Source organism: Pengzhenrongella sp. (assembly GCF_036565025.1).
In the GTDB taxonomy this organism is placed as follows: Bacteria; Actinomycetota; Actinomycetes; order Actinomycetales; family Cellulomonadaceae; genus Pengzhenrongella.
The window spans coordinates 1-13,554 of the sequence record NZ_DATCNW010000086.1 but is presented as its reverse complement, the minus strand read 5'-3'; the positions used below and the strand labels follow the sequence as shown (position 1 = coordinate 13,554).

14 protein-coding genes and 1 pseudogene are annotated in these 13,554 nt (G+C 69.6%); 8 read left to right on the top strand and 7 right to left on the bottom strand.

Translation table 11 applies throughout. The features are described 5' to 3' along the window. The first annotated feature begins 21 nt into the window (after positions 1–21). The 3 genes from VIM26_RS04710 (at position 22) to VIM26_RS04700 (ending at position 2,986) form a co-directional block, all read left to right on the top strand. Positions 22–1,758: a DEDD exonuclease domain-containing protein gene (locus tag VIM26_RS04710; protein WP_331949197.1), complete on the top strand. Its 1,737-nt coding sequence runs from the start codon at positions 22–24 to the stop codon at positions 1,756–1,758. A 38-nt stretch (positions 1,759–1,796) separates the two neighbouring features. Then, on the top strand, positions 1,797–2,078 hold the full coding sequence (locus tag VIM26_RS04705) for an Lrp/AsnC ligand binding domain-containing protein (protein ID WP_331949196.1): 282 nt from the start codon (positions 1,797–1,799) through the stop codon (positions 2,076–2,078). Positions 2,079–2,530: 452 nt separating this feature from the next. After that, a complete protein-coding gene (locus VIM26_RS04700) occupies positions 2,531–2,986 on the top strand; it encodes a nucleoside deaminase (protein ID WP_331949195.1) in 456 nt (151 codons plus the stop codon). Positions 2,987–3,072: 86 nt separating this feature from the next. Here the strand turns inward: VIM26_RS04700 and trpD are convergent, their stop codons facing one another. Continuing rightward, the gene (trpD, locus tag VIM26_RS04695) at positions 3,073–4,116 is read right to left on the bottom strand and encodes an anthranilate phosphoribosyltransferase (RefSeq protein ID WP_331949194.1); all 1,044 of its coding nucleotides are present in this window, start codon (positions 4,114–4,116) and stop codon (positions 3,073–3,075) included. Then, a complete protein-coding gene (locus VIM26_RS04690) occupies positions 4,113–4,550 on the bottom strand; it encodes a hypothetical protein (RefSeq protein WP_331949193.1) in 438 nt (145 codons plus the stop codon). Before VIM26_RS04690 ends, trpD begins: the two co-directional genes overlap by 4 nt. Before the next feature lie 260 nt (positions 4,551–4,810). Here VIM26_RS04690 and VIM26_RS04685 point away from each other — a divergent pair, with 260 nt between their 5' ends. From VIM26_RS04685 to VIM26_RS04665, 5 genes are all read left to right on the top strand, one after another. Continuing rightward, positions 4,811–5,458: a heme-copper oxidase subunit III gene (locus VIM26_RS04685; RefSeq protein ID WP_331949192.1), complete on the top strand. Its 648-nt coding sequence runs from the start codon at positions 4,811–4,813 to the stop codon at positions 5,456–5,458. A gap of 61 nt (positions 5,459–5,519) precedes the next feature. Next, complete coding sequence (locus tag VIM26_RS04680) at positions 5,520–6,305, top strand: c-type cytochrome (protein ID WP_331949191.1); 786 nt, start codon at positions 5,520–5,522, stop codon at positions 6,303–6,305. Further along, positions 6,302–7,336, top strand: a complete 1,035-nt coding sequence (locus VIM26_RS04675) for a ubiquinol-cytochrome c reductase iron-sulfur subunit (RefSeq protein ID WP_331949190.1) — start codon at positions 6,302–6,304, stop codon at positions 7,334–7,336. Before VIM26_RS04680 ends, VIM26_RS04675 begins: the two co-directional genes overlap by 4 nt. Then, positions 7,333–9,081, top strand: coding sequence for a ubiquinol-cytochrome c reductase cytochrome b subunit (locus VIM26_RS04670; protein ID WP_331949189.1), 1,749 nt, complete (start codon positions 7,333–7,335; stop codon positions 9,079–9,081). Before VIM26_RS04675 ends, VIM26_RS04670 begins: the two co-directional genes overlap by 4 nt. 110 nt (positions 9,082–9,191) lie before the next feature. Further along, positions 9,192–9,818, top strand: coding sequence for a superoxide dismutase (locus VIM26_RS04665; RefSeq protein WP_331949188.1), 627 nt, complete (start codon positions 9,192–9,194; stop codon positions 9,816–9,818). Positions 9,819–9,982: 164 nt separating this feature from the next. Here VIM26_RS04665 and VIM26_RS04660 read toward each other — a convergent pair whose 3' ends face one another. The 5 genes and pseudogenes from VIM26_RS04660 to VIM26_RS04640 all read right to left on the bottom strand — a co-directional run bounded on the left by VIM26_RS04660 (position 9,983) and on the right by VIM26_RS04640 (position 13,285). Next, positions 9,983–10,732, bottom strand: coding sequence for an SDR family oxidoreductase (locus VIM26_RS04660; protein ID WP_331949187.1), 750 nt, complete (start codon positions 10,730–10,732; stop codon positions 9,983–9,985). 56 nt (positions 10,733–10,788) lie between these two features. Beyond that, positions 10,789–11,688, bottom strand: a complete 900-nt coding sequence (locus VIM26_RS04655) for an alpha-amylase family glycosyl hydrolase (protein WP_331949186.1) — start codon at positions 11,686–11,688, stop codon at positions 10,789–10,791. Between the two features lie 47 nt (positions 11,689–11,735). After that, a pseudogene (locus tag VIM26_RS04650) lies at positions 11,736–12,059 on the bottom strand (alpha-amylase family glycosyl hydrolase); the annotation flags it as partial. Positions 12,060–12,061: 2 nt separating this feature from the next. Further along, positions 12,062–12,418, bottom strand: coding sequence for a cupin domain-containing protein (locus VIM26_RS04645; RefSeq protein ID WP_331949184.1), 357 nt, complete (start codon positions 12,416–12,418; stop codon positions 12,062–12,064). Positions 12,419–12,724: 306 nt separating this feature from the next. Next, positions 12,725–13,285 (bottom strand): CGNR zinc finger domain-containing protein, encoded by a 561-nt coding sequence (locus tag VIM26_RS04640; RefSeq protein ID WP_331949183.1) that lies wholly within the window; start codon positions 13,283–13,285, stop codon positions 12,725–12,727. Positions 13,286–13,554 lie beyond the last annotated feature (269 nt).

Here is a 13,554-nt window from a genome sequence, read left to right as displayed (position 1 = left end):
GGTGGCGGATACGGTCCGGGCATGGCTTCGGTTCGTCGACTCTCGCGGGCGGACCTTGCACCTCCGGAATCCGGGCGGGCGGTGCAGCTGGGGCTGGACGAGCTCGGGACGCCGCTGCGCGAGGTGACGTTCGTCGTCGTCGACCTCGAGACGACGGGCGGCTCCCCTGCGTCCAGCGCGATCACCGAGATCGGTGCGGTGAAGATCTGCGGCGGGGAGGTCCTCGGGGAGTTCCAGACGCTCGTGAACCCCGGCACCCCGGTGCCCGCGTTCATCGCGACCCTGACCGGGATCACCACCTCGATGGTCGCCACCGCCCCGCGGATCGAGCAGGTGCTGGGCTCGTTCCTGGAGTTCGCGCGCGGCTCGGTCCTCGTCGCGCACAACGCGCCGTTCGACATCGGCTTCCTCAAGGCCGCCGCCGCGCAGTGCGAGTACGCGTGGCCGGGCAACCAGGTCCTGGACACCGTGCGGCTCGCCCGGCGGGTGGTGCTGCGCGACGAGGCACCGAACCACAAGCTGGGCACTCTCGCGGCCCTGTTCGGCGCCACGGTGACCCCCGACCACCGTGCCCTCTCCGACGCCCGCGCGACCGTCGACGTGCTGCACGCGCTGCTCTCCCGGCTCGCGCCGCTCGGCATCACCCACCTCGAGGACCTCGCGACGGCGACGGACCCGGTGCCGTCGGACGTTCGCCGCAAGCGGCACCTGGCCGACGGCCTGCCCGATGCGCCCGGGGTGTACCTGTTCCGCGGCCCGGACGAGGAGGTGCTGTACGTCGGGGTGTCGACGTCGATCCGCACCCGCGTGCGCAGCTACTTCACCGCCGCGGAGAAGCGCGGCCGGATGACCGAGATGGTCCGGCTGTCGCACGCGGTGACGCCCGTCGTGTGCGCGACCCCGCTCGAGGCCCGCGTGCGCGAGCTGCGGCTGATCGCCGAGCACTCCCCGCGGTACAACCGCCGTTCGCGGTTCCCCGAACGGATGCCCTGGGTCCGGCTGGTCGAGGGCGCGCAGCCCCGCCTCCAGGTCGTCCTGGAGGTTCATGCGGGCCAGGCGCACATCGGCCCGTTCTCGTCGAGGACGCTCGCGCGCCTCGCGGTCGATGCCCTGCACGCGACGTTCGCGCCGCGCACCCCCGGGACCCGCGGCATGCGGAGTCTGGATGCCGCGGGGGCCGCCCTGGTGCGCGCGGCGATGCTGGGCGACCCCGCCGCCGTCGTGCACGCCCATGCCGCGCGGATCGCCGCCCACGTGACGCACGAACGGTACGAGGAGGCCAGCGCGGTGCGGGACCGGCTCGACGCGTACGTGCGCGGCGCCACCCGCGCGCAGCGCCTCGCCCCGCTTGCGGCCTGCCCCGAGCTCGTGGCCGCCCGGCGCACGAACGACGGCGGCTGGGAGGTCGTCCTCGTGCGGCACGCCCGCCTCGCGGGCACCGCGGCCGTCGACCGCCGCGACGACCCGCGGGCAGCGATCTCCGCGCTGCGGCTCACCGGCGAGCACGTCACCGCACCGGTCTCGCCCGCGCCGGCGGCCCATCCCGAGGAGGCCGACCTGCTGCTCGACTGGCTCGACTCCCCCGGCGTCCGGCTGGTGGACGTCGCCCCGGACGTCGACGCCCTGCCGGGCCGGTCCTGCCCGGTCCGCGGCGCGCAGGCGTACGCCGACCCGGCGCGCACGGCCGCCCTGGTCGCGCTGCTGCGCGACTCGCTCGCCGCCACCGGCGCACGCACGACGTCGACCGGCGCGGCATGATGGGCGAACGCCCGTCCGCCCCGCCCGGAGGAATCCCCATGCTCACTGCCATCGTCCTGATCGACGTCGACGCCGCCCGGATCCCGGAGGCCGCCGCCGCGATCGCCGAGGTCCCGGGCGTGAGCGAGGTCTACTCGGTCGCGGGCGAGGTGGACCTCATCGCGATGGTCCGCGTCCGCGAGCACGACGAGCTGGCCGTGGTGATCGCGGACCGGCTGAGCAAGGTCGAGGGTGTCGTGCGCACCCAGACCTACATCGCGTTCCAGACGTATTCGAAGCACGACCTCGAGAAGGCATTCTCGCTGGGCATCGAGGACTGAGGGCGCCCCAGCCGGGCAGGCCCGGCCCCGCCCGCTCGGGTCGGCGGTCAACCAGGTGTAGCCGCGCCTTCTCGCGATCCAGTTGCACGATCGGAGTGGGGCCGCGCTTCCCCGAGCGCCGGATTCGACCGCGAGTGCTGACACCGCGAAGAACTTCCGCCGAACTCGGAGACTTGCGACGAAGCGCGCCACCGCTGCGGACCGGTGAACCTCGTGCCAGTGACACGGGGTCGAGTTCGCCATTTTCACGCGAATTCGCCGGTTTCGATCGACGAAGTCGACTCAAAGTGGCGAACTCGGCGCTGCGGGAACCGTGTCGGCCCCGGGCGGGCGACGGCGGGTCGTCGTCGTCCTCGCCGTCCGCGCGGGAGGATCGACCAGGTTTCCGTCCGACCGCACTCCTTGGCCATTTCGACCCGACCTTCTCACCGACCGACCCGGAGGACCCACCGATGGACCCGAACGACCGGGCGATGCTCGCTCCCGCGCTGGCGCAGGCGCGCGAGGGGCTGGCCGAGGGCGGGATCCCGATCGGCGCGGCACTCATCGTGGACGGCGAGGTGATCGCCGTTGGGCACAACCGGCGGGTGCAGCTCGGCAGCGCCATCCGGCACGGCGAGACCGACTGTCTCGAGAACGCCGGGCGGCTGCCGGCACGCGTCTACGCGCGCGCCACGATGGTCACGACCCTGTCCCCGTGCGACATGTGCACCGGTGCGATCCTGCTGTACAAGATCCCGCGCGTCGTGATCGGCGAGAACCGGACGTTCTACGGCGGCGAGGACCTGCTGCGCTCGCGTGGCGTCGAGGTGATCGTGCTCGACGACGTCGAGTGCGTGCGCCTCATGCGGGACTTCATCGCGTCCGAACCGACGCTCTGGAACGAGGACATCGGCGAGCAGGACTGACCTCCGTCGGACCTTCTTGCCCGACGTCCGGCCGTCGGCCGTCGCAGTTCCCGACGTCCGCCGTCGGCCGCGCGACCGACAGGCCCCTATGCGGAGGCCGCGATCCAGCGCTCGAGAACGTCCGCCGCCGCGCCGTCGTCCACCGCGCGGGCAGCGAGGGCCATGCCCGCACCCAGCCGCTCGGCGAGGGAACCGGTCGCGGTGCCGGGCAGGACGGCGTCGGCCACCAGGGCGGCCGCGGCGTTCAGCAGGACCGTGTCGCGGATCCGTCCGGGCTCCCCGGCGAGCACGCGCCGCGCGACGCCGGCGTTGTACACGGCGTCGTCACCGCGCAGGTCCTCGATCGTCGCGGGTGCGAGGCCCAGCTCGGCGACCGAGTCGAGCACGGACTCGGTGACCACCCCGCCGCGGGACTCCCACACGCGCGAGCGCGCGGTGGGCGCGAGCTCGTCGAGCCCGTCCTCGCCGCGGAACACGAGTGCACTCGTCCCCCGGGAGGCGAACACGCCGGCGACGAGCGGCGCCATCCGCGGGTCGGCGACCCCGACCGCCGTCGCGGCCGGCTGCGCGGGGTTGGTGAGCGGGCCCAGGAGGTTGAAGACCGTCGCGATGCCCAGCTCGCGTCGGGCGACCGCGGCGTGCCGCATCGCCGGATGGAACACCTGCGCGAAGCAGAACGTGATGCCGACCTCGGTGGCGAGCTCGGCGATGCGCTCGACCGGCTGGTCGAGCCTGATCCCGAGCACCTCGAGCACGTCGGCCGAGCCGGACGCGGACGACGAGGCGCGATTGCCGTGCTTGACGACCGTCGTGCCGGTCCCGGCCACGACGAGCGCCGCCATCGTGGAGATGTTGACCGTGCGCGTGCGGTCCCCGCCGGTCCCGACCAGGTCGACCGTCCGTCCCGGCACGGAGAACCGCCGCGAGTGCGCGAGCATCGAGTCGGCGGCCGCACCCAGCTCGGCGACCGTCTCGCCCTTGCTGCGCAGCGCGACGAGGAAGCCGGCGAGCCGCGCGGGGGACACCTCGCCGGACATCACCTGGTCCATCGCCCACGACGTCTGCTCCCCGGTGAGGTCCTCCCGGGCGACCAGGAGCGTCATGAGGTCGGGCCAGGTGGGGACGGTCATGCGGAGGGCGGGCTTGCCAGCAGGCGCGCGATGACGCTCTGCAGCTCGATCGGGTCGAACGGCTGCGAGACGACGGCGTCCGCGAGGGACCAGCTGGCGAGCCAGGAGTCCTGCGGGCGCGCCGTCAGCACGAGAATCGGCGGGCACTGGAAGAGCTCGTCCTTGAGCTGTCGGCACAGGCCCATCCCGCCCGACTTGGCCGCCTCGCCGTCGAGCACGAACAGGTCGAAGCCCCCGGCGTCGGCGTGGTCGAGCACGGCGGCGTGGGTCGCGGTCTGTACCCAGTCGATCGCGGGCGCGCCGCGCTTCAGCCGGGGCCCGACGGCGAGCAGCACCGACGCGCGCGTGTCGACGTTGGTGCCGTAGAGCAGCACCCGAGGTGCACGCTCCTGCGCCGTGGTGTGTTCTGCGCTGTCCGTGAGTTCCGTGGTCATGCCCGCCCTCGTTCGTGCCTCGTTCGTCCCTCGCGGGTGCCCGCGTGAGCACTAGTTCTGGCATCTTGGCATGCCCCGGCACTCGCGGGCACCACCGCCCACCCGATGCACCCTCGATGAGGGATAGTCCCAGGCGAGCGCCCGCGAGCGTATCGGTACCGGCGGGCTGCACCGTGCCAGGAGCCCGATCTGACGATGTGACACATGCCGCGACGCTCGGCCTGGGTCTAATGACCCATTCGACGCCGATCTCCACCATAATGACCATCGTGTCGACAGCAACGGCTGCTACCAGCGCCCCGGTCCGAGTGAGTGTCAACCGACCCAACCCGGTTTCGGTCGGGACGATCGTGTGGCTCGCCAGCGAACTCATGTTCTTCGCTGGCCTGTTCGCGATGTACTTCACCCTTCGAGCGACGGTGCCCGAGGAGTGGGCGGCGCAGACGCCGCTGCTCAATCTGCCGTTCGCGGCGGTGAACACCACAGTCCTTGTGACGTCCTCGGTGACGTGCCAGATGGGCGTGTGGGCGGCGGAGCGGTTCCAGCCCCGACGCAGCGGCAGCATCTTCGCGCTCAACCGCTGGGGCATGAACGAATGGATGACGCTCACCTACGTGATGGGCGCCTTCTTCATCGGCGGCCAGGTCTTCGAGTACGTCGGGCTGGTGAACGACGGGCTGACCATCGCCTCGAGCCCGTACGGCTCGGTCTTCTTCCTCACGACCGGCTTCCACGGGCTGCACGTGCTGGGCGGGCTGATCGCGTTCCTGTTCCTGCTCGGTCGCTCGTTCGTCGCCAAGCGCTTCGGTCACCACGAGGCCACGACCGCGATCGTCGTGTCGTACTACTGGCACTTCGTCGACGTCGTCTGGATCGCGCTGTTCTCCGTCATCTACCTGATCCGTTGACCCCCGCGCGGCAGGGCACCACTTCCACGATCAACCACAACTGCGAGACGAGGATCCAACCGTGAAGGCACTCGCAGCCCGCAGGCACCACCGGTTCGCACCGATGCTGCTGCTCCTGCTGGCGCTGCTGGTCACCGGCGGCTTGTACGCAGCCCTCGAGCCCAGCTCGGCCAACGCCACAGCCGCCACGCCCAGTGCGAACGACGTGGACTCCGGCACGAAGCTGTTCAAGGCCAACTGCGCAACGTGCCACGGCATGAACGCGCAGGGCACCAGCGCCGCACCATCGCTGATCGGCGTCGGAGCGGCCTCGGTCGACTTCCAGGTCAGCACCGGCCGCATGCCGGCCGAGGCGAACGGCCCGCAGGTCATCGCGAAGGCGCCGCAGTTCGACGCCAAGCAGACCGCCCAGCTCGCGGCCTACGTCGCCTCGCTCGGCGCCGGCCCGGCCGTCCCGACCGCCGACCAGGTCGACGGGTCGAAGGGTGACGCCGCGAACGGCATGGCGCTGTTCCGCACGAACTGCGCCATGTGCCACAACGCCGTCGGCGCCGGTGGAGCCCTCTCCGCCGGTAAGTACGCGCCCGCACTGTGGGACACCAAGCCGACCGCGATCTACGAGGCGATGGGGACCGGGCCGCAGTCGATGCCCGTGTTCAACGACGCCAACCTGACCCCGAAGGAGAAGCGCGACGTGATCGCGTACGTCGAGGCCCAGCGCAACGGCTCGCCCGGTGGCGCCGAGCTCGGTTCCCTCGGCCCGGTGAGCGAGGGCGTGTGGGTCTGGGTCCTCGGAATGGGCCTGCTGATCGGTTGCGCCGTCTGGATCGGAGCGAAGTCCTCGTGAGCACGCACAACCCCTCCACGGACCTCACGGGGCCCGGCGACCACGACAACGCCGTCGTCCCGGAGCACTTCACGGACCCCGGTCATCCCGAGCACCAGCCTCGCCTGTCTGACCTGGACCCCAAGGCCAACAAGCGTGTCGAGCGCCAGGTCGTGCTGCTGTTCGCGATCTCCGCCCTTGGCACGATCGGCACGCTCGTCGCCTACGTCGCGGTCCCCCCGGGTGACACCCCGGGCAGCATGCGGCTGTCCAACCTGCTGCTCGGCCTCGGGATGTTCCTGGGCATGTTCTGCATCGGCCTCGCCGCGGTGCACTGGGCCAAGGCCCTGATGAACTCGCACGAGAAGGAAGACCAGCGGCACCCGCTCGCCAGCTCCACCGAGACCCGGGTCACCGCGATCGACATGCTTCGCGAGGGCACCGCCGACTCGGCGATCGGTCGGCGCGGCGTCCTGCAGGGCGCGATGATCACGGCCCTCGCGCTCGCCCCGCTCGCCATCGTCGTCCCGCTGGTCGGCGACGTCGGCGACAACTGGGACATCTCGAAGTTCAAGCACACGCTGTGGAAGAAGGGCACGAAGCTCGCGATCGACCCGTCCGGCCGGCCGATCAAGGCCGCGGATGTCACGATCGGGTCCGCGTTCCACGTCATCCCGGCGAACCTCGAGGAGGCGGAGCACCCGCTGGACGAGAAGGCGAAGGCCGTCGTCCTGCTGGTGCGCCTGGACCCGCGGGACCTGCACGAGGCCCCGGACCGCAAGGGCTGGTCCTACGACGGCATCGTCGCCTACTCCAAGATCTGCACCCATGTCGGGTGCCCGGTCGCCCTGTACGAGCAGCAGACGCACCACCTGCTCTGCCCGTGCCACCAGTCCACGTTCGACGTCGCCAACGGTGCGAAGGTCGTCTTCGGCCCCGCCAAGCGGCCCTTGCCACAACTGCCGATCGAGGTTGACGATGAGGGCTACCTCGTCGCCCAAAGTGACTTCCACGAACCCGTCGGCCCTAGCTTCTGGGGGCGCCTGAAATGACCACCCCGACCAAACGAGTGACGCCTGCCGCAAAGGGCGCCGCCGCGACCGCAGACTTCCTCGACAGCCGCACCACGCTCGGTGTCGCCGTCAAGGAGCTCTCGCGCAAGATCTTCCCCGAGCACTGGTCCTTCATGCTCGGCGAGATCGCGCTGTACTCGTTCATCGTGATCCTGATCTCCGGGGTCTTCCTCACGCTGTTCTTCGTGCCGAGCATGGCCGAGACGACCTACACGGGGCCCTGGGCCGCGATGCAGGGCGTGAAGATGTCCGAGGCCTTCGCCTCGACCCTGCGGCTGTCCTTCGAGGTGCGCGGCGGCCTGCTGATGCGACAGATCCACCACTGGGCGGCGCTGCTGTTCATGGCGTCGATCATCACGCACATGATGCGGGTGTTCTTCACGGGCGCGTTCCGCAAGCCGCGCGAGCTCAACTGGCTGATCGGCTTCACGCTGATGCTGCTGGGCCTGATCGCCGGCCTCACCGGCTACTCCCTGCCCGACGACGTCCTGTCCGGTAACGGCATGCGCATCACGGACGGCGTCGTCCGCTCGATCCCGATCCTCGGCGCGTACCTGTCGTACTTCATCTTCGGCGGGGAGTTTCCGGGGCAGGAGCTGATCCCGCGGCTCTTCACGATGCATGTGCTGCTGATCCCGGCCCTGATCCTCTCGCTCATCGGCCTGCACCTGATCCTTGTCTTCCTGCAGAAGCACACGCAGTACCCGGGCTCGGGCCGGACCGACAAGAACGTCGTCGGCTTCCCGCTCTACCCGATCTACGTGGCCAAGGCGGGTGGGTTCTTCTTCATCGTGTTCGGCGTGATCGCGCTGATGGCGGCGACGATGACGATCAACCCGGTCTGGAACTACGGGCCGTTCGACCCGGCGATCGTCTCCGCGGGAGCCCAGCCCGACTGGTACATGCTGTTCCTCGAGGGCTCGCTGCGACTGATGCCAGGTCTTGAGATCGTGCTCGGCGGGTACACGCTCTCGCTGAACGTCCTCATCCCGGCCGTCGTGATCCCCGGGATCCTGTTCACGACCCTCGCGCTGTACCCGTTCATCGAGGCCGCGATCAGTGGCGACAAGCGCGAGCACCACGTGCTCGACCGCCCGCGCAACGCCCCGTTCCGCGCCGCGACCGGCGTCTCGATCCTCACCGCGTTCATCGTGCTGATCCTCGCCGGCTCGAACGACCTCATCGCGACCGCCTTCCGCCTGTCGATCTACGACATCACCTGGACGTTCCGGGCGCTGTTCTTCGTCGGCCCGGTGCTCGCGTTCTGGATCACCAAGCGCATCGCCCTCGGGCTCCAGCGCAGGGACCGCGAGCTCGTCCTGCACGGTCACGAGACCGGCCGGATCGTGCGGTTCGCGCACGGGGAGTACATCGAGGTCCATCGGCCGCTGGACGACCACGAGCGCTGGCTGCGGGTCAACTACACGGTGCGCAGGCCGCTCGAGATCGCGCCGGAGTTCGACTCCCGCGGCGTGCGCCGCAAGGGCTACCGCGTCGACGTGCTGCGGCAGCGCCTGTCCAAGGTCTTCTACGAGGACCGGATCGAACCGGTCACCCCCGCGGAGCTCGCGGCTGCCCACTCGCACGGCGAGCACGACGCGCTTGCGAGCGGCGACGCGCACGAGGTCCGTGCCGTGGAGGGCACTCCCGCCGGTGGCGGGCGCAGGCTCGCCGACCCGGACGAAAACGAAGGTCACACAACGCCCGAATCGCGGAATCACTGATCCTGCGCAACGGTTGAACATGTCGACGGCGCAGCCCGCTGGGGCGGCGCCGTCGACTTTTGTCTGAACGCCGCAGCCCGCTGCGGCCTGACGCGAGAGAGGTTTCGCACATGGCTGACTACACCCTCCCGGACCTGCCCTACGACTACTCGGCGCTCGAGCCGCACATCTCGGGTCGGATCATGGAGCTCCACCACGACAAGCACCACGCGGCCTACGTGGCCGGTGCGAACACGGCCCTGGCAAAGCTCGCCGAGGCGCGCGCGACCGGGGTGTTCGACACGGTGAACCTGCACGAGAAGAACCTGTCGTTCAACCTCGGCGGCCACGTCAACCACTCGGTGTTCTGGAAGAACCTCTCCCCCGACGGCGGCGGCACGCCCACCGGTGAGATCGCCGCCGCGATCGACGAGTTCTTCGGCTCCTTCGAGGGCTTCCAGAAGCACTTCGCCGCCAACGCCATGGGCATCCAGGGCTCCGGCTGGTCGATCCTGGCCTGGGACTCGATCGGGCAGAAGCTCGTCATCGTGCAGCTGTACGACCAGCAGAGCAACATCGCGCTCGGGCTCGTCCCGATCGTCACGCTGGACATGTGGGAGCACGCCTTCTACCTGGACTACGTCAACGTCAAGGCCGACTACATCAAGGCCTGGTGGAACATCATCAACTGGACCGACGCGACCGAGCGGTTCACCCGCGCGCGCACCCAGACCGCCGGCCTGATCGTCGCCGTCTGACCCGCACGCAGCACGACGAAGCGCCGATGACCCCAGGTCACCGGCGCTTCGTCGTCCCCGCTCCCCCAGGAGCCACCCCCGCCGAAGTAGTACCCAACCGCCGAAGTAGAGCGTTGCAGGGCTCTACCTCGGCGCGCCGGTACTACCTCGGCGGGCCCGACGGGTCACGCGATGGTGTGGCCACCGTTGACGGCTAGGCGTTCTCCGGTGATGAAGGACGCGCGGTCGGACGCTAGGAAGGTGACGGCGGCGGCGATGTCGGCGGGACTGCCGATCCGGCGCAGGGCAACCTCCTCGGCGTACTGCTGGAGCGCCTCCGGCGGGGTACCGGCGTGTCGTTCGACCGGAATCCACCCGGGGGCCACGAGATTGACCGTGATGTTGTACGGACCGAGCTCACGGGCCCAGGAACGGGTGAGACCCAGCTGCGCGCCCTTGGCCGCCACGTAGGCCGACATCCCTGGCAGGGCGCGCTCGAACATGTCCGAGCCGATGTTGATGATGCGTCCGTGGCGGCGTTGCTGCATGCCGGGCAGGACGGCGCGCATGAGCAGGGTGGGGCTCTTGACGAAGAAAAAGAGCTGGTCGAGCAACGCATCCCAGGTCAGGTCCTGGGCGGCGACGGACGGCTGCGGGCCCGTTGCGTTCATGACGGCGACGTCGATGGGTCCCAAGCGTTGGGTGACGTCCTGGACCAGCGCGGTCACACTGCCTTCGTCGGTGACGTCGGCGGCGAAGGCCTCGGCCGTGCCACCGGCGTCCCGGATGCTCGCGACGACCGATCGCGCCTGTTCGGCGCCGTGGCGGTAGTTCACCGCCACGGCGAGACCGTCTGCGGCGAGAGCCTTCGCCAGTTCGGCACCGAGCCCTCGAGAAGAGCCGGTGACTAGCGCCACGCGCTGGGTGGATGTCATGCGGACGTTCCTTTCGTCGTGCGGCGCAGCAACGCCGATGGCGCGCGCGCTGAAACTCAGATGAGAACAACACCTTCGAGACCGCTGAGAGTCAATGTCCCCGAAAGCGGTCCGAAGTCCCCGCGCACCCAGTGGGTGCTGACCGCCACCGTCCACCCTGCGTTCCGGGTCCCCGTCATCGTGTTCAGATCCAGCGTGGCGTTTTCGGTCGAGAAGTTGAGAATCACGAGCGTGTCCCCGTCCGCGGCTGTCCGCCGATAGACCAGCAGGTCGCCGTCGTCGACCGCGAGGATTCTCTGGTCTCCCTGACGCAGAGATGCTCGTGTCTTGCGAAGCCGAAGGAGGTTTCGGTACAGCTGCAAGGTGGATGCCGGGTCGCGCTGCTCACTGGCGACATTCAATGTCTCGGCTGTCGGCCCGATGGGCAGCCACGGGCTGGCCGTGGTGAAGCCCGCGCCGGGCCCGGCCGTGCTGGGCTCCAGCCACGGCATGGGGGTTCGCTGCGGGTCGCGCCCGTTCTGGTCCGTCGCAATCCCTGACGGCACCGGGGTGTCGGGAAGTCCGAGCTCTTCCCCCTGGTACAGGAACGGCGTACCGCGCAGGGTGAGCAGGAGCATCGCGACCAGCCGCGCGCGCTCGAGCCCTCGACCGTCCGGCGGACCATCCGCTCCCCCGGTGTCGAACCGGCTTGCCGTGCGGGGTTCGTCGTGGTTGTTCAAGAACCACGCCGGCCAGACGTCGTCGTCGGCGAGCTCGGTGAACTCGTTGATGGCCGTGGCGAACGCCGTGGCCGTGAACGGCAGTCGGACGAAGACGAAGTTGTGTGCCAGATGCAGTTCGTCCGCGGCAAGGTAGGGCATGAGTTCGCGCTGCTCGAAGAGCCAGACTTCGCCCACCACCATCCGGCCGGGATAGGCGTCGATCACCTTTCGAACGGTGCGCAGGTGGTCGTGCACGCTGGGCCAGTCCTGTTGGCGCGGCGGGAGGCCCGGCACGTTGTCGCGATGCCCCGCCGGTGGGCGGCGTCGATGAGGTCCTCCGCGTCGGCAAGCGTGCCGAACCTCGGGTCGATGTCGGTGTGGTCACTGATGTCGCAGCCGAAATCGATCATGGGTGAACGGAATATCGGCGAGAGCCAGATCGCGTCGACGCCTAGGTCCTTGACATAGTCCAGGCGTTCCGTGATGCCCGGCAGGTCGCCGAGGCCGTCCCCGTTGCTGTCCGCGAAGCTGCGGGGATAGATCTGGTAGACGACTGCGGTCTGCCACCAGGGTTTGCCGTCGTGCTCCACGTTGCGCGCCGTCGCGTGGGGCGCGAGTTTTTCCATGCTCATCTAGGGCGCCACGGCGGCAACGCGCCGCTGATCGGTGGTGGCAAGACCTCGATGACGAGGTACGCCAGATCGCTGTCACCGGTGTTCGCCACGGCGTGGTCGCTCATCACCGGGGTCAGCACGACGTCTCCGGGCTGCACCTCAAACCCCTCGCCGTCCAAGGTGACGACACCGGAACCGGACAGGAAGTAGAACGCTTCTTCGGTGTGCCCGTGCTGGTGCGTGCCAGTTTCGGCGCCTGGTACCAGCGCGACCCACTCGAAGCCGTCCCCGTCCGGAACACAGTCGCCTTCATGCACACCCAAGACGTGGCTGGGCTCAGCCCCGGGCGTCGAGATTGCTGTTCCGGCCATCAGAAACACCTTCCAAGGAGAAGCAGAACCGAACCACTACCCACGGACACCGCCAACGACTCGGGGCGCGTGCCGCACGGATGGCCCGATCCGTAGCGAAGACCCCGCCAACGACTGCGAAGCAGGCCAGCGCGCCACCGGGCGAAAGGGGCGGGAATCACGTCGCTTGTGTAACGGTACACCGCAAGTGTGTGGCGGTACACCGGTCGGCTCCAGCCAGCTGGCCTCCGGGCTCTTCGCCCTCTCCCCGTCCAGCAGTGCGATGAGGCCGTGCGACGTTCCCGCGGGAACGTGGCAGGGGCTACCTCAGGTCGGGGCAGGGTGGCGGGCGCGCCAGGCGCGCTGCTTGGCCCGGTTGCCGCACTCGCGCATCGAGCACCACTTGCCGGTCCGAGCCTGCGACGTGTCGTAGAAGGCCCACTGGCATTCCTCGTTCTGGCAGACCTTGAGCCGCTGCCAGGTGCCGTCGTTCATGGCGTCGACGACGATACCGAGGAGCGCACCGAGGGCGCCGTCGACGCCGGGCGCGCGGGGGCGGGCCAGCCAGGCGTGGCCAGGAGTGAAGGACACCAGCAGGCCGGCGCGCTCGGCGACGGCATTGAACGCGGTCACGACGCCTCCCGGCAGGGGGGCGCGCTGGTGGTTCGCCACGAAGGCGGCCCGCAGGGCCTCGCGCAGGGCGCGGGTGCGGTCCAGGTCGACGGTTCGGACCGGGGCACCCGGATCGAGCAGCGACTGCGTCCGCAGCCAGTCCCCGACCTGATCGGTGGTGAGCAGCTCGTCGGTGGCGTTCTCGATGTCGCGCGTGTTCACCAGGCGCCTGATCGTCTCGGCGCGTAGCGGTGCCTGCACGAGCTGCGTCGTCATGGAGCCAGCGTAACCCCTTCGGCGGTTTGGCCAGTTACGGCTCTGCTAACCTCCTCACCTATGACAACGGTTACAGCATCCGCGGCCTCGGTGACGGCTTGGTCCAACCGCAACTTTCGACGGCTATGGGGGTACGGCCAAGATAAGCGTAAAAGGGGCCATGCGCCGATCGTGAGGGACGAGGACCCGTCCGGCGGGGCGCGCCAGCACGCACCGGATGACGGGCCATCTTCCGGCACCACCGATCCGCATCTGGGACCGGTGACCTG